At 59.2% G+C, this 20,463-nt stretch carries 18 protein-coding genes; 6 read left to right on the top strand and 12 right to left on the bottom strand.

Translation table 11 applies throughout. The features are described from left to right. Nucleotides 1–65 precede the first annotated feature (65 nt). Both ACFXS9_RS08785 and ACFXS9_RS08790 read right to left on the bottom strand, forming a co-directional pair. Nucleotides 66–335 carry a cupin domain-containing protein gene (locus ACFXS9_RS08785; protein ID WP_392687574.1) on the bottom strand — a complete coding sequence of 90 codons (270 nt, stop codon included), beginning with the start codon at nucleotides 333–335 and terminating at the stop codon, nucleotides 66–68. A 462-nt stretch (nucleotides 336–797) separates the two neighbouring features. Continuing rightward, a complete protein-coding gene (locus tag ACFXS9_RS08790; RefSeq protein WP_392687577.1) occupies nucleotides 798–1,010 on the bottom strand; it encodes a hypothetical protein in 213 nt (70 codons plus the stop codon). A 267-nt stretch (nucleotides 1,011–1,277) separates the two neighbouring features. On the opposite strand from ACFXS9_RS08790, the gene ACFXS9_RS08795 reads away from it, so the two are divergent. Both ACFXS9_RS08795 and glgX read left to right on the top strand, forming a co-directional pair. Then, on the top strand, nucleotides 1,278–1,715 hold the full coding sequence (locus tag ACFXS9_RS08795; protein WP_392687580.1) for a putative zinc-binding metallopeptidase: 438 nt from the start codon (nucleotides 1,278–1,280) through the stop codon (nucleotides 1,713–1,715). A 574-nt stretch (nucleotides 1,716–2,289) separates the two neighbouring features. Further along, the gene (glgX, locus tag ACFXS9_RS08800) at nucleotides 2,290–4,521 is read left to right on the top strand and encodes a glycogen debranching protein GlgX (protein WP_392687583.1); all 2,232 of its coding nucleotides are present in this window, start codon (nucleotides 2,290–2,292) and stop codon (nucleotides 4,519–4,521) included. Here glgX and ACFXS9_RS08805 read toward each other — a convergent pair. Together ACFXS9_RS08805 and ACFXS9_RS08810 are read right to left on the bottom strand one after the other, a co-directional pair. After that, nucleotides 4,518–6,083: a putative maltokinase gene (locus ACFXS9_RS08805; RefSeq protein ID WP_392687586.1), complete on the bottom strand. Its 1,566-nt coding sequence runs from the start codon at nucleotides 6,081–6,083 to the stop codon at nucleotides 4,518–4,520. The genes glgX and ACFXS9_RS08805 overlap by 4 nt on opposite strands. A 5-nt stretch (nucleotides 6,084–6,088) precedes the next feature. After that, a complete protein-coding gene (locus ACFXS9_RS08810; protein WP_392687589.1) occupies nucleotides 6,089–8,023 on the bottom strand; it encodes an alpha-1,4-glucan--maltose-1-phosphate maltosyltransferase in 1,935 nt (644 codons plus the stop codon). A gap of 365 nt (nucleotides 8,024–8,388) precedes the next feature. Between ACFXS9_RS08810 and ACFXS9_RS08815 the strand changes: the two genes are divergently transcribed. Continuing rightward, the gene (locus tag ACFXS9_RS08815; protein WP_392699685.1) at nucleotides 8,389–8,535 is read left to right on the top strand and encodes a hypothetical protein; all 147 of its coding nucleotides are present in this window, start codon (nucleotides 8,389–8,391) and stop codon (nucleotides 8,533–8,535) included. 16 nt (nucleotides 8,536–8,551) lie between these two features. Here ACFXS9_RS08815 and ACFXS9_RS08820 read toward each other — a convergent pair whose 3' ends face one another. Then, on the bottom strand, nucleotides 8,552–8,908 hold the full coding sequence (locus ACFXS9_RS08820) for a hypothetical protein (RefSeq protein ID WP_392687592.1): 357 nt from the start codon (nucleotides 8,906–8,908) through the stop codon (nucleotides 8,552–8,554). Between the two features lie 298 nt (nucleotides 8,909–9,206). On the opposite strand from ACFXS9_RS08820, the gene ACFXS9_RS08825 reads away from it, so the two are divergent. Then, nucleotides 9,207–10,871 carry a recombinase family protein gene (locus ACFXS9_RS08825; protein WP_392687595.1) on the top strand — a complete coding sequence of 555 codons (1,665 nt, stop codon included), beginning with the start codon at nucleotides 9,207–9,209 and terminating at the stop codon, nucleotides 10,869–10,871. A 391-nt stretch (nucleotides 10,872–11,262) separates the two neighbouring features. On the opposite strand, the gene ACFXS9_RS08830 is transcribed toward ACFXS9_RS08825, so the two are convergent. The 7 genes from ACFXS9_RS08830 to ACFXS9_RS08860 are packed head-to-tail and all read right to left on the bottom strand — an operon-like array spanning nucleotide 11,263 to nucleotide 18,922. After that, nucleotides 11,263–12,225: a formylglycine-generating enzyme family protein gene (locus ACFXS9_RS08830; RefSeq protein WP_392687598.1), complete on the bottom strand. Its 963-nt coding sequence runs from the start codon at nucleotides 12,223–12,225 to the stop codon at nucleotides 11,263–11,265. A 22-nt stretch (nucleotides 12,226–12,247) separates the two neighbouring features. After that, nucleotides 12,248–13,891: an arylsulfatase gene (locus ACFXS9_RS08835; RefSeq protein WP_392687601.1), complete on the bottom strand. Its 1,644-nt coding sequence runs from the start codon at nucleotides 13,889–13,891 to the stop codon at nucleotides 12,248–12,250. A 28-nt stretch (nucleotides 13,892–13,919) separates the two neighbouring features. After that, complete coding sequence (locus ACFXS9_RS08840) at nucleotides 13,920–14,699, bottom strand: GntR family transcriptional regulator (protein ID WP_392687604.1); 780 nt, start codon at nucleotides 14,697–14,699, stop codon at nucleotides 13,920–13,922. A gap of 4 nt (nucleotides 14,700–14,703) precedes the next feature. Next, nucleotides 14,704–15,756: an ABC transporter ATP-binding protein gene (locus tag ACFXS9_RS08845; RefSeq protein WP_392687607.1), complete on the bottom strand. Its 1,053-nt coding sequence runs from the start codon at nucleotides 15,754–15,756 to the stop codon at nucleotides 14,704–14,706. Further along, on the bottom strand, nucleotides 15,753–16,592 hold the full coding sequence (locus ACFXS9_RS08850) for a carbohydrate ABC transporter permease (RefSeq protein WP_392687611.1): 840 nt from the start codon (nucleotides 16,590–16,592) through the stop codon (nucleotides 15,753–15,755). The genes ACFXS9_RS08845 and ACFXS9_RS08850 overlap by 4 nt, the downstream gene beginning before the upstream one ends. Continuing rightward, nucleotides 16,589–17,524, bottom strand: coding sequence for a carbohydrate ABC transporter permease (locus tag ACFXS9_RS08855; RefSeq protein WP_392687614.1), 936 nt, complete (start codon nucleotides 17,522–17,524; stop codon nucleotides 16,589–16,591). Before ACFXS9_RS08855 ends, ACFXS9_RS08850 begins: the two co-directional genes overlap by 4 nt. Before the next feature lie 3 nt (nucleotides 17,525–17,527). Continuing rightward, entirely contained in the window at nucleotides 17,528–18,922 is a 1,395-nt protein-coding gene (locus tag ACFXS9_RS08860; protein WP_392687617.1) for an ABC transporter substrate-binding protein, read from the bottom strand. A gap of 558 nt (nucleotides 18,923–19,480) precedes the next feature. Between ACFXS9_RS08860 and ACFXS9_RS08865 the strand changes: the two genes are divergently transcribed. Both ACFXS9_RS08865 and ACFXS9_RS08870 read left to right on the top strand, forming a co-directional pair. Further along, complete coding sequence (locus tag ACFXS9_RS08865; RefSeq protein ID WP_392687619.1) at nucleotides 19,481–19,660, top strand: hypothetical protein; 180 nt, start codon at nucleotides 19,481–19,483, stop codon at nucleotides 19,658–19,660. Nucleotides 19,661–19,957: 297 nt separating this feature from the next. After that, complete coding sequence (locus ACFXS9_RS08870; RefSeq protein WP_392687622.1) at nucleotides 19,958–20,344, top strand: response regulator; 387 nt, start codon at nucleotides 19,958–19,960, stop codon at nucleotides 20,342–20,344. Nucleotides 20,345–20,463: the final 119 nt, after the last annotated feature.

Here is a 20,463-nt window from a genome sequence, read left to right on the forward strand (position 1 = left end):
TGATGAGGAGCGGTGAGGTGGGTGCCGTTGCTACGTTGCGGGGCTTTAGCCGCCCACCGTTTTTGTCATTTCACAAGTTCTGTGACGGGCTTCCCTTTATCCACGATGTGCACGGTCAACATCTTCAACGCCTTGTCGCCTGCAAACCTTGAACCCAGCGTGGGGTACGTTACGGATGTTGCTTGTCGCCGCCAGTGGGGAATTGCCTCTGGTTTCCATTCCGGTAGCTCAAGCGTAGCGCCGTCGAGCACGTAAACGACTTCTTCGCCTCGGTGGACGTGCCTTGGAAGATTTTCTTCGAGCGGGACAGTGACGATGGCGACCATGATGTCCATGTCCTTTCCGGTTAGGTCTGCTCTCTTAAGTTCATCACGCGTGATCCTCTGCGCATGCGCGTGCCGCCCCGAAAGTCATCTATGTGATGCAGGTTCGGGCCGTATGCGGCCTCCTCGTCAGAAGGTGATGAACCTTCCTACCACGATCTGGAGATGCCTCATCCGTTCGACGGGCATTGCCCGAGCCTTGCAAGGGGCTCTGACAGCATGGGCCCGGAAACAGTGAACAGCGTCCGACATGGTCGAATAGATCAGGAATCGTCCCGTTGTGCCGACACGCTGCGCAAAGAACTTCTGCCGACGGGGCCGAGATCAGTAGCGAACCTAAGAGCCCAGGCGATTCGAGAAAAAGAAGAACATGTTCGCAGTGCGGCTGCTTTAGATCTAATTTGAACCGCTATCGAAACCGGCCAATTCCGAAGCTGTTCCAGAGCGATGCCAGTCGAGCCTACCTGACGCTCGTCAGTCGTTGACCAGAGTGCCGATCAACTGGAGTAGAGCCTGGTGTTCGGGACCGTTGGCGCCAGCTCGAAGGAATTTTCCGATTTCGATCAGGGACGTACGTCCCCCGGAGCTGGGGTTCGGCTTGTGCTCCACCATCGCGACGCCCGATTGCGGATCGCGGACCAGCCGCCAGACGTCACCGTTGGCGCTTTCGTAGAGAACTCTTGTCATGCTTTTCAACCACTTGATTTCCGTGGGGTTCCTGGAGGGGGCCGAAAGTACCAAAGTCCCGGAATGTTGGATCCGGGGCGCGACAATGGCGTCATCACCATTGCCTGTCGGAATCGGGCGACATTGAGCGCGGCGCCGGCTGCAGATGGGAGAACCTTACCGGACCCTTCTCGGCCAATTCAGACATGAAGTGGGCCACCATTGGGACCTGCTGGTGCGCGATCGAGGGCAGCCGGATGCTTCTCGGGAAATTTTGGCGACGATTCGATGGATTACAGCGCGGCTTTACGCCGCCACTACAGGAAAGGGCCGCCCGCAACCTGGCAGGAGCAGGAGAGCCACGTCCCCGCCCATGCGACGGCTCACCCCTGGAGGATTTTGCCGGACCTGTGCGCACTATCTCCATATCGCGACACGCTGGAGATGGCGGGCAATTTTGGCATGCCCATCGCCTCGGCCGCCGACCGCATCGGCGGTCTGCGCGCGAGGGTCGAATTTGGCCCCTTATGCGATCGAGGACTTCGACGCCGTGACCCGGGCGTGGTTTCCATTTGTACTCGCGATGAACAGCCTGAGCCGCACCATCGACACCCGGGAACGGGCCCCGTCATCGGCAAGCTGCGTTTATTCATGAGCTGGTTCAACGCGAGCGGTCGGTGTTACCGCCGGCTCCGGCGGCGGGGAGGGGGACAGTCGCCCAGGTGACGTTCCCTTGAAACAAAGCCGGTTCTGATCGCGTTGTAGTACATCGCCAGCAATGGTCAGCCAAAACGCGAGTGGAGATAGTGTGTGCTCCCGATATGATACAGGAGGTACGCATGTGCGATTTGTGCCGCGAGCTGGACTATAAGATCGAAGCGTGTCGCAGATTAGAAAACTCGACCAATGACGCGCTAACGCGCGAAGCTGTCGCTGACCTCATCAGGGAATACGAGGAAGACAAAGCCAAGCTCCATCCAAACCAGTCCGGCGAAGCATCGCGAAGTTAAGTTGCTTCGCACTGTCAAATCTTGCGCAAGCCTTTGCTCGACCGATTGAGGGGCGAATTGCAAACGCTCATTCCGCCTAACTCATTGGTCCGTAACGTCAGCTATTAGACGTAGCTAGCATCGAGCGGCATACAAAGACTTTGGATCGCTAAATCTGCGGGAGTTTCAAGGAACCGCTCCGAAGATGGGGTGCTTTTTACGCCTGGTAGGTGGCGGGAACCAAAACATGGATAGTGCTTTTACTGGCTAGCGCAGCCCTCGCGCGTTGCGGGGATGCGTCGGGACTGTTCATGAACAAGGTCAAGGATAAGAGACTGGCCCTGGCAGCGGCAAGCCTTCGGCATGCTCCGGTACTGGAAGGTAAGCCCTTTCCGCTTGGAGCCACCTGGGATGGCCTTGGCGTTAATTTCGCGCTGTTTTCGGCTCATGCCACTAAGGTCGAGCTCTGCCTCTTCGATGACGGCGGAAAGAAAGAGATCGAACGCATCGAGCTGCCCGAATACACCGATGAAGTCTGGCACGGTTATATGCCGACCGCACGTCCGGGCACAGTCTACGCCTACAGGATCCACGGCCCTTACGATCCAGATGCCGGACATCGTTTCAATCCCAACAAGCTCGTGATTGATCCTTATGCTAAGCAGCTTGTGGGCGCGCTGCGTTGGGGACCAGAATTATTCGGCTATGAACTCGGTCACCCAGACAAGGACAAGTCGTTCGATTCACGCGACAGCGCACATCTTATGCAAAAGTGCCGCGTGATAGACCCCGCCTTCACCTGGGGCTATGCGGCAAAGCTCGAGGTGTCCTGGGACCGCACCATCTTTTACGAGATGCACGTCAAAGGTTTTACCCGAAGCCATCCGCTTATACCGGAAGGCGACCGCGGTACCTTCGCCGGACTTTGCCATCCGCATATCCCTGCCTATCTTCGCGCGCTTGGGATCACGAGCGCTGAATTCTTGCCCATCCATGCATTTGTGGACGATAGTCACCTTGTGGAGAAGGGTCTTCGCAACTATTGGGGCTATAACTCGCTTGCGTTTTTCGCGCCCGAGCCGCGCTATCTCAAGACGCTTTTTGCGAATGAGTTCAAGGAGGCCGTCAACCAGTTCCACGCCCATGGCATCGAGGTGATCCTTGACGTCGTCTATAATCATACTGCCGAAGGGAACGAACTCGGGCCAACGCTTTCCTTCAAGGGCATCGATAACGCGAGCTATTATCGCCTGCTTCCGGACCAGAAGCGCTACTACATCAATGATACCGGTACCGGCAATACGGTAAACCTTTCTCACCCGCGCGTGCTCCAGATGGTCGCGGACAGCCTGCGCTACTGGGCGACCGAAATGCGCGTGGATGGCTTCCGCTTCGACCTTGCGACCATTCTTGCGAGGGAGCCCTACGGTTTCGATGAAGGCGGCGGCTTTCTGGATGCCTGCCGGCAGGATCCGATCCTTTCGTCTGTCAAGCTGATCGCCGAGCCTTGGGATGTCGGCCCGGGCGGCTATCAGGTCGGCCGATTTCCCCCGGGATGGGCGGAATGGAATGATAAATTCAGGGACGACGTGCGGCGCTTCTGGAAAGGGGATGAGGGCATGACACCCGAATTTGCGCGGCGCATCACCGCATCGGGCGACCTCTTCAACAAGCGTGGCCGCAGGCCATGGTCGTCCGTCAATTTCGTTACGGCGCATGATGGCTTCACACTGAACGACGTCGTTTCCTACAATGATAAACACAACGAGGCCAATGGCGAAGACAACCGTGACGGACACTCGGACAATCATTCGTGGAATCACGGCGCTGAAGGGCCGACTGATGATCCAGAGATCATCGAGCTTCGCGAGCAGCAAAAGCGCAATCTCCTAGCGACGACGCTGCTGTCGCACGGGACGCCTATGATCCTCGCTGGTGACGAGTTTGGCCATACCCAGGGTGGCAACAACAATGCCTATGCCCAAGACAACAACACGACATGGCTCAACTGGCTCGGTATCTCGGCCGAAGGCCGGGCCTTGCGGGAATTCGTCCGTAAGCTAATCGCGACCCGGCAGGCCTTTCCCATCTTGCATCGCTCAAGGTTTGTCATCGGCAACGTCAATGAAGTGCTAGACGTGAAGGACGTAAGCTGGCTCGCTCCGAATGGCCGGGAGATGAGAACAGCGGATTGGGACAATCCGGCCACGCGATGTTTCGGTATGCTGCTTGACGGGAGGGCACAGGAAACTGGTGCCAAACGGCAAGGCTCGGATGCCACGCTGCTCCTAATCTACAACGCGCATCATGATTTGGTCGAATTCGTCTTGCCCGAAGTGCCGCAGGGTCGGGCCTGGGCCGGCCTCATTGATACGCATGCACCGGATGTGACGTTGACGGTTTATCCGTTTGGCCACCGCCTAAAGGCGGCTGGTCGATCAATGCTGGTGCTCGGCCTCGCGACGGAAGAGGCCATGACGCGGCGGCTTCGCCAGGGTCTTGGTGCCATCATGGACATTGCCGAATTTCCACTTCAGGTCTAGGCCACGCCTCCTTCCTCGAGAACGCGCAGGACCCCTTGCAATGGCACGGAAATCCAAGCCGGCCGGTAGGAAAGCTCGTACTCGACCTCATAAAGCGCCTTTTCGAGCAGAAAGAAATTCAACATCGACTTCATGTCCTCGGTGTGGTCTGGCCACAGAACGGAGGCGCCTATCGCCTCCTGATAGGCGCTCAGAAAGCCATCTGTCGTCTGTTCGCGCCACGCGAATAAGGCTCGCGACTCCGGAGTGTTGAGCTTCTCCGACATCCGCCTCTGCTGTCTCGAGGCCATGGCGGCGTAGTCCAGGGAGCGCAACACACCTGCCACATCGCGCGCAGCGGGAGCCTTGCGCCTCCGATCTGCCAACGGTCGGCTGGGCTCGCCCTCGAAGTCAATAATGACTGCGTCCTCATTGGCTACAAGCACCTGGCCCAAATGCAAATCACCGTGATGGCGTATCTTGCAGCGGCCCAGCGAAGGCCGGATGAGGTTAGCTGCATAGTCATAAAGTCCGGGTCTGACCCGCAGTAGGCGCTCTCCAAAGGGCCAGTCATTCACATTCAGCGAAGAGTCCTCCAACCTATTGAAGATGCGAGCGGCGCGCTCCATAACATCGCTAATCCAGAAATCGAGATCGCCTTCGTCGATCGGCTCAGGCTTGAACGCTTCTACGTCGTCGCGGCTTGCCAGGGCGCGATGCATCTCGGCAACACGGCATCCCAGACGCCGCACCCACTGGAGATAATCCCGTCGTGCGGTGATCGCCTTATCGCGTTCTTCGGAGCCTTTCGCCATTGACTCGAGATAAATGCTGAGGCGCTCGGCCGACCAGGTCCAGGCGTCACTGTGGTTTGGCACAAATGCATGGACGATACCAAGGGCATAACTCGCTGAAGCATGAGCAGCCTCGAGGTGGCCTATCAGCGCGGGCGTATGCGCAAAATTTGCGGCCTCAGTCAGAAAGTGTCCCATCTCCACTTCGGGGTTTCGGCCGGGCTCAATGTGGCGGTACAGCTTGACGACGTAGTCCTGGTCAACCAGGGCCGTACTGTTGGATTGCTCGCCTTGAATCGCGCGGATTCGGGATGGAGTACTCGGAGGCTGGCTCCCAAGTTTGCTCGTGGGCTTGAAGTCCAGCCTCCAGCCCGAGCCCGCAATGGAAGCCTCCCGCCGGAGGTGATCAAGGAGCTGCCGGATGAAATCGGGATCAGCGGCGACATCGCGCAGCAATCCTTCGCGCTCGCCCTGGTGCAAACAGGCCACGATGGATTTATCCAATTCGGGCCCCGCATCAACGGACCAGTCGACCCGTAAAGGCAGGAGATAACGCGCGTGATGGGTGGTTTCGATAATGACGAAATTGGTTGAGTCCCCGGTGAAAGGGAGACGTGCAATGATCTTCGGCTTAATCCGCGTTTCAGAGTTACCAGGGAACCACCTCGCCTTTGAAAGATAGGCAGGAAGAAAATGTGTTTCGAGAGCTGCAGTTACCTTGCTATTTGCGACCCATGAAGAACCCTCCGGTATGTCCAAGAATGCAAGGGTTTCACCGGCGGCGCCCATGTCCGTTAACCCAAGCACCGGAAAAGCAGCACAGGATCGTGCACAGGATCGATCCAAAGCCCCATGCCGCCATAGGTAACAGGCGAGGTCGGACCGGATTTGAGGTTTTCGAGCGCGGTCACCGGCTTCAAGTCGCCGTGGCCTAGCCGCACCTGCACATCACCGAGCGGAAGCCAGAATTCCCGGAAACCACCCGTTAATGCGATGACAGTCACAACTACGTTGGTCTGATCGGCGGAATGTTTGACGTAGGCTATGACCGAGTTGCCCTCCACGGGCAGAAACCGGATCGCGGAGGTCTGTTGCAGTGCCGGGTTTTCACGCCGGATACGATTGATCTGGGCGACATAAGGCTTGATGTTTCCGGGCTTGTCCCAATCGCGGGATTTCAATTCGTATTTTTCGGAATTAAGATACTCCTCGCGGCCCGGTATCGGCTCATGCTCGAGAAGTTCGAAACCGTTATAGATGCCGTAGTTGCTCGATAATGTCGCAGCCAGCGCAAGCCGCGTCTTGAACATCCATGGCTCGCCGCGCTGAAGGTGGAACGGGAGGATGTCGGGCGTGCTAACAAAGAAATTAGGACGATAAAATTCTCGCTCGGGGTAGCCCGCGAGTTCGTTCACATATTGCTCGATCTCCCATCTTTCCGTGCGCCACGTGAAGTACGTGTAGGATTGCGTGAATCCGAGCTTGGCAAGCCCCTTCATGACTTTGGGCCTGGTGAATGCCTCCGAGAGGAAAAGCACGTCAGGATTGCGCGCCTGTACCTCTTTGATCAGCCATTCCCAAAAGCGAAACGGCTTGGTGTGTGGGTTGTCGACACGAAAGATTTTGACGCCTTGCGAGACCCAGAACAGGACGACATCTCGCAACGCTCGGTATAATCCTTCAGCATCGTCCGACTCGAAATCAACATTCACGATGTCTTCGTATTTCTTTGGGGGGTTCTCCGCGTATTTCATCGAGCCGTCTGGACGGCGCTTGAACCATTCCGGATGCTGCTTGAGCCAGGGGTGATCCGGTGAACATTGAATAGCGAAGTCGAGCGCGACCTCCATGCCGGCGGCGGCGCATGCCGCAACAAACCGCCGAAATTCATTCAGGCTTCCGAGCTGCGGATGGATGGCATCGTGTCCCCCCTCATGTGAGCCAATTGCGTAAAAGCTGCCCGGGTCACCATCGCCAGCTTTGAGAGAATTGTTGCGTCCCTTGCGATTCGTGCGTCCAATCGGGTGGATGGGCGTCAAATAGATAACATCGAAGCCCATGGCCTGGATGTCGGGAAGACGATTGATGCAATCGTTCCACGTGCCATGTTGTCCTGGTTGAGGACTTTGGCTGCGAGGCACCATTTCGTACCAGGAGCTGCAGCGAGCCTTGGGCCTGTCCACGACGAGTGTCAGTGGCTTAGATCGGGTGAGATCCGTCCGATCTTGCCCTTCGGCCATCGCCTTTTTAAGGTCATCGGCGAGCAGGGTCTCGCACTTGCCCGACTGTAAGAAGGTTTCGCATGCACGCGCGATCGTTACTGTGGCTTCCTCGCCGCCGCTAAGGGCGCGGGTAAGCAGGGAAGCTCCCTCCATAGCGTCAAGCTCGGTCGCCACGTTGGCTTTGCGCTTCTGCTCAAAGCCATGTCGCCACGTCGCGAATTCGTCAGTCCACGCCTCAATCGCGTAGCTGTAGAGGCCGGTCTTCTCGGGCACGAAGGATCCCACCCAGCGGTCATTGCCATGGTGGATCATGGCGGTCCGCTGCCAATTGGATTCGGGCTCGCGGCGCCATATCAAGTCGGCGGCAACGACATCGTGGCCGTGGCGATAGACATCTGCCCAGACCTCGAAGGTCTCGCCCACGATCCGTTTGACCGCAAAGCGGCCACAGTCAATTGAGGGGAAGATCTCTTCGATGTGAAAAGCCTGCTTTACAGGAGCGCTCATGGCATGATCGGGACGCGGGATTACAGAGACTTACGTACGAATGCTGGATGTGCCGGATTGGTTCCCGAGTGCTGGCCGGGGCCTCGGAAGGAACTATTTGGCGATCACGCGGTTAGACGTTCCTGATCATTTATCCTGGTCTTCGGCGACGCATTGAGCGACCAAGAGGGCAATCGAATATTCGAGTTGCCGTTACAAGCCAGTCGTTATCATCTAGCCACCACTAGTCCGAACGGACTCGTCCCTAAACACGCCGCGGCCAAGATTGCGCGGCCGCGCGCATTAACGAGGAATGTCATCATGAGTAGTCCGAAAACGGAGCCAATCGGCAACATGAAATAGGACTCGGATAGCGCAGGCACAGTATCTCAAGACAAGCCGGCATGCCGGACGTCTCCACTCAAAACCTAACGAAAGCCGAAGCTTCAAAGCTCATCGATGAAATGCGCGAGAGGCTCGAACAGGCACCGTCTGAGACCTCCAGAGCTCCAAGCTCTCTAGACCGGGGGTAATACAATCGCGCCAGCCTCAGAGTGAGCGATGGGATCGGAAGTTCAGCCGCTGGTGTCCATAAGGAACCTTCGGCATGAGGCACGCGGTATGCTCGCGATCTCTGGACATGACGACGATGTTTATTTGCGGATAGCGTTGCCTCGCATATAGCGGGCCTGGAGTGACCAACTGGGCTGCCAATGTGGGGCGGGGATGCCCTGCGAATGTGTTCGTGCCGACGGCCTCGAAGAACCTGACGTAAGCCGGGTTCTCGACGAGCGGCCGCCAGTCATGAATTAGTGGTGTCTTCTTGGAGATTTGCGATATCGGCATCACCGCTGGCTTCGCCACAGGATCAGATTTGAAATGTTTCTGCTTGATGACCGGGGTCACGCAGTCATCATTGCCAGCCTTGATTTGCGGCGGTAAGCCATGAAGCGAACTCCGGCAATCCCGGTGATTATCCTTGACCAGATCGGCTTAAATGGCTCGCTGCGTGAGTAACCGACATGACGAGCTCTTGCTGATCGCGGTTGACCAATAACTTTCGATTTGATCAAAGGTTGTGTCAATAGTATCTCGATTGAATATGCTCCTTCAGCAATTTAGAATAGAGCCAACGTTCAATCAGGAGTGGGCCGCGCCAGGCAGAGCCCGTCCTTCGCTGCCACGTGCAGCCGGAGGGTTGTCCATGGTCAATGCACTCGTCATTCGCCGCAGTACGCAACTGGCAAAGGCCCAGAAGGCTCTTCGCGCGGCGCAGTATGTTCGAATGTCGACCGAACTTCAGCGGTATTCGATACAGAACCAGGCGGCCGCTATCGCGGCATACGCTCAGCAACGCAACCTCACTATCGTTCGGACTTATGTCGACGAGGGACGCAGCGGAGTGAGAATCAACGGGCGGGCAGGTCTGATCGAATTGATCGAGGATGTTCAATCAGGAAACGCGGATTTCGACCACATCTTGGTCTACGACGTCAGCCGATGGGGGCGCTTCCAGGATGTCGACGAGAGTGCGCATTACGAGTTTGTCTGCAAGCGAAGCGGCATCAAGGTTGCCTACTGCGCGGAACAATTCGACAACGACGGAAGCCTCCTGTCGAGCATCGTCAAGAACATCAAGCGTGTGATGGCGGCTGAGTATAGCCGGGAGCTTGGCGTGAAGGTACACGCTGGGCACTGCCGGATAGCTGGCCTCGGCTTTCGCGTTGGTGGACCGCTCACGTTCGGTCTCTATCGGGAGATGGTCGATGAGAAGCAACGTTCGAAAGGCAAGCTGGCGAAAGGGGAATGTAAGGCCCTGAAAACGGACCGTGTCCGACTCCGGCCAGGGTCTGAGGAAGAGATCGTGGTCGTCAGATGGATATTTCAGCAATTCGTGGTCGAGCGAAGAAGGTACGTTGACATTGCACGACAGCTCAATCGAGTGAACATGGCCAATCACCATGGGCGTCCTTGGACCGACATCATGATCGAGGCTATTCTCAAGAACGAGAACTATGTCGGGAATCTAGTCTACAACCGGACGTCCCGCCGTCTTGGACAGAGGCTGGTAAACAATCCTCATCACCTGTGGATTCGAAGCGCGGCGGCGGTGGACCCGATAGTCGACCAAGACCTCTTCGCACGTGCCCAAAAAATCATGGCCGAGCGGTATATCTCCATCCCAGAAGACGAGATGTTGCGCCGGCTGCGATTAGCGCTCGCTCGCAAGGGAAAGCTTAGCGATGGCATCATCCGCAATACGGCCGGACTTCCTTCCACCCAATGTTACGTCAAGCATTTTGGCTCGATAAGAAAAGCCTATGCACTCATTGGCTATAAAGCCTCACGGGACTGCGCTTGGTATGATGCGCGACAGCATTGGTCGGATGTATTGTCAAAACTGGCGGCGCAGGTTGCGGAGGCGCTAAGGACCGACCTTGGACTTCAAGTGCACCTCAGAGAAGGCGGTCCAAGCCTGACACTGGACGGCACGCGCAACATCATCTCATTTCGCGTCGCGCGGCAACCGCCAAGAAAGAGCGCAAGCCGCACGTCACAATGGCGAGCCCACCTGAGGAAGATGCGATCCGAACTGTTTGTCGTCCCACGACTGAACGATGCCAACAAGCTAATCGAAGACTATGTGATCGTGCCCAAGTCGGACAGTGCCAAGCCATATCTGACGCTTTCGGATGCCTCGTTGGCCCGTCACAGGGCGGTGCGCGTTGAGACGGTGGACGAGGTGATTGCAGAGATCAAAGCGAGATTCACATCGACCAGCCATGCCGCGCCAGCCAAGCCAACGCGACGGAACAAGCGAAGGAAACCAGGCCGGCCCAAAACCAAGAACGTCGGCGCGCGGCACTGACGGAGCGCAGATAGAGAATTGCGCCCAAGACCTTGCCGTAGTTTTCCTGAAATCGCCATTGAGCTTCGAAATCTCGACGAGCTCGGAACACTGTTCGGACATTACGTTCTCCTGGAAACATCCCAGGTGCCCCATAGAATACTGATTTGCCTGACCCGTCAATTGAAAGTTCGGATTTTCAGAAATTGAGCCCGCTGCGATCAGTTCAATGCGGACGGCCTCGATTGGTTGGCCTAGCGAGATGCCCTCACGTTGTGCCTTGCTGGCTATCGACGGTGGCGGCCGTTCCATCTTGAGGCTGATGACGCCGGTCGACTTCGTTAGTATTTCGGGCCAACGGTTCGCTGAACTCTCTCGAAGGATGCTGGTACCTTCCAGTTTTCGAAATCATTCACGTTGAACTGCAGCGCGCGACCCGAAATCCTATGTTGCTCGCAGAGCTGTCTGGCGTGTTCGAGCTACGCGCGGCCACGCGGTAGCGATTGCAGTAGGAGTCGTGGCAGAGGAATGAGCCGCCGCGCAGCGACCGGTTGGGGGCCGGCGCCCCATGGAAGGGATTTTCAGTAACCGTGACCTGATGGTAGCGCGGCGAGAAAGTGTCGTCGCACCATTCCCAGACGTTGCCTGCAACGTTGAACAGGCCATAGCCGTTTGCTGCGAAGGCATGAACCGGAGCGGTGCCGAGATAGCCGTCTTCCCTTGTGTTGAGGTCAGGGAAGTGTCCCTGCCAGATATTGCAACGGTGCTCGCCCGCGGGCGTCAGCTCATCGCCCCACGGGTAGGCGGCCTGTTCCAGCCCGCCGCGTGCGGCCATTTCCCACTCGGCTTCCGTCGGCAGCCGCGTTCGCGACCACTGGCAATAGGCCTTGGCGTCATTCCAGGAGATGTGCACGACGGGATGATCTGATCGCTCGAAGATTGTTGAGCGCGGTCCCTCGGGTTGGGCCCAATAGGCATGCGGCACCGCCACCCACCACGGCGTTTCGGCCGCGCGATTTGTCGGCGCCCGTTTCGTCTCCTCCGGCAACAGCCCTTCGAATACAAAACTCCAGCCATGACGTTCGGCGTCCGTCGTGTAGCCGGTCCTTCGAATGAACTCGGCGAACTGCAGATTGCTGACGGCATAGCAGGCGATCGCGAATGCAGCGACGGAGACCTTGCGCACCGGCCCTTCGCCGTCATCGGGAAAACGCTGGTCGTCCGAGCCCATCAGAAACGAGCCGCCGATGGGCGGGCTCCAGCGGCGCACGATCGGCGTTGGACTGGGGGTGATCGCCATTGCCGACGCGGTAGCCGTCGCCGTCGGCTCGCCGGCTTGACGCTGCACGCAGCAACGGGGACTTCCGTCAGTCATGGGCTGTCATCGATGTGTTGCGTCAGTTCTGCTTTTCCTCTTCCCAGAACGCGGTCTCGCCCTGTGCTTCCATTAGCGCTAGGATTTTCTCGCGCGGGATCACCCCGCAGCGATCGGCCCAGCGCTGGTACTGCTCGGCCATGTCGCGGACGCGCTCCGGGTGTTGCGCGGCAAGATCATGCATCTCGGTGCGGTCGAACTCCATGTCATAGAGTTCCCATGCATCCGGATATTTCCGCACCAGCTTCCATTTTCCCACGCGAACGGCGGCATTGCCCTCATGTTCCCAGAACAGCGGCCCGCGGCCGCCATAGGCCGCGGAGAACGACGGCACCAAGCTCTCGCCCTCGCAAGGCAGGATGACATTACCGTTGTATTCCCTCGGATAGGTGGCGCCGGTCACGTCGAGGATGGTCGCCATCACGTCCGGGAGCTGGCTCGGATTGTGTCGAAGGCCGCCGCGTTCCTTGATCCCGTTCGGCCAATGCACGATGAACGGCGTCGCGATGCCGCCTTCATGGATCCAGTGCTTGTAAAGCCGGAACGGCGTATTCGACAGGTTGGCCCACGCCGTGCCATAGCTCTGATAGGTGTGTTCGCCGCCCGGCATCAGCTTAGGATCGTTGCCGAACTGCACGGGCTCGCCCCGGCGCGTTCTAGCCTTGGCGATCATCAGCTGATCGACCAGCTCGCGCGCGGTCACGCCTTGCGGGATATCCTCGGCGCAGGCGCCGTTGTCGGAAAGAAAGATGATCAGCGTGTTGTCGATCTGTCCGGTCTCTTCTAGGGCCGCGAGGATGCGGCCGATGCCCTGGTCCATGCGGTCGATCTGCGCCGCATAGACCTCCATGCAGCGCAGCATCCATTCGCGGTGCTGCGCTTCGGTCCACGGCGGCTGGGTCGGGTCGCGATCGGTGAGCTGCCAGTTCGGGTGGATGATACCGTCATCGACCAGCCGCTGCAGCCGCTGTTCGCGCAGGCGATCCCAGCCGGCGTCGAAGCGTCCCTTGTACTTGGCGATATCCTCGTCATGGGCGTGCAGCGGCCAGTGTGGCGCCGTGTAGGCGACGTACTGGAAGAACGGCTTATCCGGATTTTCCACCTTGTGCTGGCGGATATAGGAAGCGGCCTGGTCGCTGATCGCGTCGGTATAGAAGAACGACGGATCGTTCTCGGCTTCGTGCTCGATATTATCGTTGCCGCGCGTCAGGGTGTTGGGATTGTAGAAACTGCCGGCGCCGATGATGGTGCCGTAGAAATGGTCGAATCCGCGTTGCAGCGGCCACGCATCAGTCGGCTCGGTCAAATTGCTGGCGATGTGCCACTTGCCGCTGAGATAGGTCTTGTACTTCTTCTGCTTCAGTACCTCGGCAATCGTCACGCAGCTCCGGTTCAGATTGCCGGCATAGCCCTCCGGTCCGTTGCTGTAGGTGAGAATGCCGATGCCGGTTTGATGCGGATGCAGCCCGGTCAACAGCGACGCACGGGACGGGCTGCAGCGGGCGGTGTTGTAGAATTGCGAGTAGCGCAGCCCGTTGGCCGCGAGACGATCCAGGTTCGGCGTTTCGATCTCGCCGCCGTAACAGCCGATATCGGAGAACCCCATGTCGTCGTTGAGGATGAGGAGGATGTTGGGGCTGTCGGAAGCCTTGCCGCCATTTGCCATGGTTTTCGGTCCTTCTGGATAGGGATAGTCACGGGTGCCGCCGCGTCAGGCTGATGCTGAGGCGGAAATAGTCCGGCAGATACACCGAGCGCAGCAATTCAAGCGGGCGCCCCTCGGTACCAAGTGTCAGGCGTTCGATCGCGAGTAGGGGACTACCGGCTTTGACGCCGAGCAGTTTGGCGCTGGTTGAGTCGGCAAGCGACGCGCTGATGGTCTGTTTTGCTTCCTTGATGGGATGGCCGAGTTCTTCTTCGAACACGCTGTACATGATGATGGAGGTGAGGTCGCGCGTTTCGAGTTCCAGGCCGATGTCGGGCGGATAGAAGGCGTGTTCGATTGCGATTGGCGTGTCGTCGGCGAAACGAAGCCGCTTGAGTTGCCACACCGCGCGTTCGCGCAGCTGTTCGCGCACATCGGCATCGTGCCGGTTGGTCATGCCCTGCTGCAGTACCTTTGCGCCGGCCTGGTAGCCGGCGTCGCGGATGGTTTCCGAGAAACCCATCAGCCGGCCGACCCAGTTTTCAGGCTGATTGGAGCGCAGGAACGTGCCGCGGCCGCGCGTGCGCGCGAACATGCCCTCATGGACCAGCGGCGAGATGGCGTTGCGGATGGTGACGCGGCTGACGCCGAAATGCCGGCCAAGCTCGGCTTCCGTCATCAGGCGTCCGGTCTTGTCGATCAATTCGCCTTCCCGAACCTGGCGGCGGATCGACTCGCGGATCTGGATGTGCAGGGGCACCGATCCCGCCGCGGCACCCGGCGCGGCGGCGGAGAGCGGCACAGGCTTCTTGCGGGTACGGCCGGTCATGGTCTCAAAGCCGCTTTCGTGTCTCGGGGTCGAATAAGTGAATGTCCTGCGGGCGGGCGGTGACCGAAATCATGTCGCCTTCGCGCGGCACATCCTCATGGCTGATGCGCACGCGCATTGCGGTGCCTGCGCAGTCGAGATCGAGCACGGCGGTGTCGCCGAGATCCTCGACGAGATCGATTTTTGCCTTTAGTCCGTCCGGCGCCATGCGCAGTGCGCCGGGCCGGATACCGGCAATAACGTCGCGCTCGCCTTGGTTCTGCATATTCGTCTTCAACGCATGGCCGGCAAATATGACGCTGCCGTTCACATAACGGGCCGCTATCAGATTCATCGGCGGATTGCCGATGAAGCCGGCGATGTCGATCGAGTTCGGCCGCGCGAAAACTTCCGCCGGTGTGCCGACCTGCTGGATTTCGCCGGCCATGAACACCGCCATGCGGTCGGCCAGCGTCATCGCTTCTTCCTGATCGTGGGTGACGTAAACCGCGGTGACGCCCAGCGAACGCTGCAGCTTCTTCAGTTCGGCGCGCGTCTCCAGCCGCAGCTTTGCGTCGAGATTGGAGAGCGGCTCGTCGAGCAGGAACAGCCGCGCCTTGCGTACGATGGCGCGCGCCAGAGCGCAGCGCTGCTGCTGGCCACCCGACAATTGACCGGGCTTGCGGTCGAGCAAATGGTCAATCTTTACTTTGCGCGCGGCTTCCCGCACCGCGGGCTTGATTTCCTTCTTCGGCAGGTCGCTCATCTCGAGCGGGAAGGCGATGTTTTCGGCGACCGTCATATGCGGATAGAGCGCGTAGCTCTGGAACACCATGGCGATGTCGCGGTCTCGCGCATCTACCGAGGTCACGTCCTTGCCGTCGATGAGAACCCGGCCGGCCGTCGGCGCGTCCAGTCCGGCGAGAATCCGCAAAGTGGTGCTCTTGCCGGAGCCGGAAGGGCCAAGCAAGGCGAAGAACTCACCGGGCTTGATTTCGAAATTGACGTCCTTCAGCGCGGCGAACTCGCCGTGCATCTTGACGATGTCCTGGAAACGCACTGCTCCGCGGCCGCTCATCGGCGTCCTCCGCCCTTGACGGCGCCGACCGTCAGTCCTTTGACGATATGTTTCTGTGCCACCACGCCGAGCACGACGACGGGGAGCATTGCCAATACAGAGACGGCAGCAAGCTTCGCCCACAGCGTCTGCTCCACGGAGACGAAGTTGAACATCGCGACCGTCACCGGCCGCACGGTGTTGCCGCTCAGGACGACGGCGAACAGAAACTCGTTCCACGCATTGAGAAACACGAATACCACGGTCACGGCGATGCCGCCTCTCACCTGTGGGATGATGATACGCCACAGCGTGCGCAGCCGGCTCGCGCCGTCGAGATAGGCGGCTTCCTCCATCTCGAACGGAATGTCCTCAAAGTAAGAGACCAGCAGCCAGATCGCGAAGGGCAGCGAGAACGACAGATAGATCAGGATGATTCCCTGGTAGGTGTCGATCCAGCCGATGTTCCGCAGCACCAGGAAGTAAGGAATGATGATGCCGACCGGCGGCAGCATCTGCGTCGCCAGCACATAGAAGCCGGCGAACTTCTTCCCGCGGAAGCGCAGGCGCGCCAGAGCATATGCCGCGGGCACCGCCATCAGCATGGTGACAATCGTGGTTCCGACCGAAATCACCATGCTGGAGATCAGGTTCGGCAGGATCGATCCGGAACCGAACAGCACGTCGCGGTAGGCTTCCAGCGTTGGCGAAAAGATCAGCTTGGGCGGATAAGCTAGCGCATCGCGATCGGTTTTCAGCGAATTCAGCACGCTCCAGACCACCGGGAACGCCCAGGCGAGCAGGAACACCAGCGAGATCGCCAGCAGCGCAAGGAAGCGGATGCGGTTGGCGCTCATTTCGCCCTCCGCATCGCGAACAGAACTGCCGAAATGAGGATGGTGACGATCAACAGCGCCACCGCCAGTGCCGAGCCGTAGCCGATCGACAGCTCCGTGAAAGATTTGCGATAGGCGTAGAGATTGAGAATTTCCGTCGCCGTGCCGGGTCCGCCACCGGTCACTGTGAAGATCGCGGCGAACGCCGTCAGTGCCACCATCGTGCGCATGATGATAACCATGACGATGGCGGGACGAAGCAGGGGCAGCGTAATGCGCCGGAAGCGCTGCCAGGCGGTAGCTCGGTCGAGCCGCGCCGCCTCGTAGATATCCTCTGGCAGGGCTGCGAGGGAAGCCAGCAACACCATGAACGCAAACGGCGTCCACTGCCAGGTGTGGATCACGATCACCGAGATCATGGCGAGGAAGGGATCGCCGAGCCATTTCTTGCTGCCGAGGCCGGCATTGATCGCCAAGTAATCGACGATGCCGAATTCCGGCGCCAGCATGAAGGTGCGCCAGATCATGCCGACCACCGCCGGCGACAGCACCACAGGCAGGATCGCGATGACGCGAAACCAGCCCTGGCCGCGCTTCATGTCCATCACTAGCAGCGCCAACGCGAGGCCGATGACGACCTGCAGGATGACGGTCGACCCGGTGTAGACGAGGCTGATCAACAGCGACGACCAGAACCGCTCGTCGGTGAGCAATACCTTGTAATTCTCCAGGCCGACGTAGCCGTTGGTGAACGGCATCGCCAGATCCATGCGGAAGGCGCTTGTCCCGACCAGGAACAGCAGCGGGAAGGTGGTCGTCGCCAGCAGCGCGAGAAATGCCGGCGCCAGCAGCGCAGCGGCAAACCGGCGCTCACGCTGCGCCAGAACGCGGCCGAAATCGCTTGTCGCGATTGCGGTCGCGTTGCCCTTCGTTGCGGTTGCCGCCGACGCCATCGATCAGCCGCGCATCATCGGCTCGATGCGGCGCTGCGCGTCGTCGAGTGCCGCCTTCACGGTCGCCTGGCCGGAGAGGGCGGACTGGATAGCGGTTGCCATAGTGTCGCCGATCGCCGGCCATTGCGGCACGCGCGGCCGCCAATCGACGTCGGTATCGTGCTCCAGCGCCTGCATGGTGGCTTCGACGAAGTTATCGCCAAAACCGTTCATCAGCTTCACGTACTCAGGATCCTTCCAGATCGAGGTGCGGTTGACGCCGGAACGTTTGGTCGGACCCGCAAAGCGATGCGCGGTGCGGGCCTGCGTCTCGGCGCTCGCCGCCCACTGGATGAACAGCCAAGTGGCCTTCTTCTTCTTGTCGGACAGCGCGGCGTTGATCGGGAAACTCCAGTTCCAGATCGAGGTGACGCGTTTGCCGGACGGGCCCCTGGGCCAGCGCGCATAGGCGACCTTACCGATCACTTTGGATTTTTCCGGATTGTTGATGACCGAGGCCGAGGAATGTGCGTCGATGTAATTCGCGACCGTCCCTTGCGAGAAGGCGTCCGCAATATCAGGCCAGTTCCAGTTCGCTGCCGCCGCCGGCGCATATTTGCGCATCACGTCGACGTACCAGGCCAGCGCCGCTTCAGCCTCGGGGCCGTTGACGGTGAGCTTGCCATCCTTCATCCAGCTGCCGCCGAACTCGCGGAAGATCGAGGGATAGATGTACATGTTTTGCCCGGCGCCGGCGACGCCGCGCAGGGCGCATCCCCAGATGCGGTCGTTGGGGTTGTTGAGGGCGGCGGCATTTGACACATAGGCCTCGAGCGTGTCGGCCGGCTTCAGCCCCTTCGCGTCGTAAAGGTCCTTGCGATAGACCTGGATAGTGACTTCGCCGTCGTAGGGCACGCCATAGAGCTTGCCGTTGATGCTGTCGGCGCTGCGCCAAGCGGGGATGATGTCGTCGAACTTGAACCAAGCATCATCGGTCAGCGATTTGTCCTTCAGATAGTTATCGAGCGGCTCGACCCATTTGTTCGCAGCATAGAGCGAGTAATACATGGGATCGGCGGCATGCGTGGCATAGGTGCCGGTCTTCGAGGTGAGGTCGATGACGCATTTCTGACGGATCTGCGCCGGCGGAATCTTTTCGAAGCGCACATCGATGCCGGTCAACGTCTTGAACTGCGGCGCCAGCGTAATGAGATTTTCGAAATAGCTTGCGGGGATCACGGCGACGGTGATGGTTTCGCCGGAAGCCTGCTGCCAGTCGATCTTGGCCGACCTATAGGGCGCCAGATCCGCCTCTTGCGCCGCGGCGCCTCGCAATAGGGCAGGGCCCAGCCCGATCAGGGCGGCGGCTGCCGTACCGGTCTTGAGGAACGTACGTCGCGTGGGCCTGAATGACCGCATCTTCCTGTCCTCCGATGGTGTTTCCCTGGCTCTTTTTTGGGCCCGGCTTGGGCCGGTTAAGTTAAGACATTCTGCCAAATGTTATAACAAGTCAACGCGCCCTGGCGGGCAACTTGTCACGGGAACGAGCTGTCGTGCGAAATCTCGGCGGCGGGCCTGAGTGGCGATCTGCTGGAGCGAAGGCTCCAGCCGCTTGGCCGCAGAACCCAGCGTCGGGATCGTGGCTGAGGCCGAATACGCAGCGAAATAGCTACAAACGCGGTCAACCGGCTTGTTGATGAAGCAACCTAGACCTTAACACATCGGCAGTTTCCGTCATGTGGGTGACGTGCATATCCATATTCGCGATGTAAATTTTCTGCACAGCAGAAGCATCGTGCGCGGCCTTCCTGGATTTGGTCGGAAGCTTGCGACCCCTTTCCCACATTGCCTGCTTCGATGCCGTCCAGGCGCGCATAGCGGTACTGAGCAAAGTCATCGTCAGTGCAAGCGGGCAGCACATTGCGCCAGGCGTCTCAGACTGTCGTCGAGTGTCAGAAAGTCTTCAGCGGTACCCGCGTGAACGCGGATGCGCTGGCGGTACGAAGCCGCAGCGCCGACCCCATTGTTCCGCCGCCGCCGGAACGCCGGCTGATGGTGCCAACCTGGACGTCGCCAAACAAGATCAGCCAGCAGTCGGCGGTACTAGGCGCGCGGGCGGCGGGTGAGTTCGCTCATGGCGTTGCTTCCGGCTCCTGACGCCGCCGCTTCGCCAGTTGCCGCAGCTCCGCCGGCGGACGCTTGCCGGCCTTGCGACATTTCTCGCAAGCGAAGTCGGCTGACGAGGTGGTGCACGCAGGTAATTGGCACGTGTGGGAGCGATGCAACGTCGACGGTATGCGGTGTGCGGCAACGCGAACAGGCGATTTCAAGCCAGTATAGCACCATTCATCGCCTGGTCGACCCTCGGCGAGGGTCACACTCGGCTAACATTCATTTTGAACCAAGTGCACATCGAGCCTTACATATGTTCATGCGCTCAAGCGCGAGGAAATCGTGTCCGAGCCGCCTCTAATTCTCGTCATTGAGGACGAATATCCGATGCAGGGCATCGTTGAAGATGCGCTCACCGAAGGCGGTTTTGAAACCGATATTCTCTCCTCTGCGGAAGAAGCCCTGACCTTGTTCAAGAGCGGACGCAAGAACTACAAGGTGCTCGTCACCGACGTTAGCTTGAAGGGTAGCTTGAGCGGTTGGGAGGTCGCGAGGCAGATCAGGGAAAAAGTCCCTGCTTTTCCGGTCGTCTACATGACGGGAGCGGCGGCAGACGAATGGACGTCGCAAGGAGTCCCCAACAGCATCCTTCTGCAAAAACCGTTCGCGCCCGCTCAGCTTGTCACCGCCGTTTCCAATCTGCTCAATATGGGCACGCCGACAGCGTAGAGCCGCAGCAGAAACAGCAACACCCCGGTCGCTCGAGCGAACCGGGGTGCGGGGGCTGGCAATGTGATGCGGTACGGCAATGTTCCGGCACCACCGGCCTGAATAGACACCGGCTTCTT

It is taken from the genome of Bradyrhizobium sp. RDI18, from assembly GCF_043203335.1.
In the GTDB taxonomy this organism is placed as follows: Bacteria; Pseudomonadota; Alphaproteobacteria; order Rhizobiales; family Xanthobacteraceae; genus Bradyrhizobium; species Bradyrhizobium retamae.

Bases quoted from the DNA above. Each gene is read 5' to 3' on its own strand.
- ACFXS9_RS08785 (WP_392687574.1), bottom strand. From the start codon at position 335: ATGGACATCATGGTCGCCATCGTCACTGTCCCGCTCGAAGAAAATCTT.
- ACFXS9_RS08790 (WP_392687577.1), bottom strand. From the start codon at position 1,010: ATGACAAGAGTTCTCTACGAAAGCGCCAACGGTGACGTCTGGCGGCTG.
- ACFXS9_RS08795 (WP_392687580.1), top strand. From the start codon at position 1,278: ATGGATTACAGCGCGGCTTTACGCCGCCACTACAGGAAAGGGCCGCCC.
- glgX (WP_392687583.1), top strand. From the start codon at position 2,290: ATGAACAAGGTCAAGGATAAGAGACTGGCCCTGGCAGCGGCAAGCCTT.
- ACFXS9_RS08805 (WP_392687586.1), bottom strand. From the start codon at position 6,083: ATGGGCGCCGCCGGTGAAACCCTTGCATTCTTGGACATACCGGAGGGT.
- ACFXS9_RS08810 (WP_392687589.1), bottom strand. From the start codon at position 8,023: ATGAGCGCTCCTGTAAAGCAGGCTTTTCACATCGAAGAGATCTTCCCC.
- ACFXS9_RS08825 (WP_392687595.1), top strand. From the start codon at position 9,207: ATGGTCAATGCACTCGTCATTCGCCGCAGTACGCAACTGGCAAAGGCC.
- ACFXS9_RS08830 (WP_392687598.1), bottom strand. From the start codon at position 12,225: ATGACTGACGGAAGTCCCCGTTGCTGCGTGCAGCGTCAAGCCGGCGAG.
- ACFXS9_RS08835 (WP_392687601.1), bottom strand. From the start codon at position 13,891: ATGGCAAATGGCGGCAAGGCTTCCGACAGCCCCAACATCCTCCTCATC.
- ACFXS9_RS08840 (WP_392687604.1), bottom strand. From the start codon at position 14,699: ATGACCGGCCGTACCCGCAAGAAGCCTGTGCCGCTCTCCGCCGCCGCG.
- ACFXS9_RS08845 (WP_392687607.1), bottom strand. From the start codon at position 15,756: ATGAGCGGCCGCGGAGCAGTGCGTTTCCAGGACATCGTCAAGATGCAC.
- ACFXS9_RS08850 (WP_392687611.1), bottom strand. From the start codon at position 16,592: ATGAGCGCCAACCGCATCCGCTTCCTTGCGCTGCTGGCGATCTCGCTG.
- ACFXS9_RS08855 (WP_392687614.1), bottom strand. From the start codon at position 17,524: ATGGCGTCGGCGGCAACCGCAACGAAGGGCAACGCGACCGCAATCGCG.
- ACFXS9_RS08860 (WP_392687617.1), bottom strand. From the start codon at position 18,922: ATGCGGTCATTCAGGCCCACGCGACGTACGTTCCTCAAGACCGGTACG.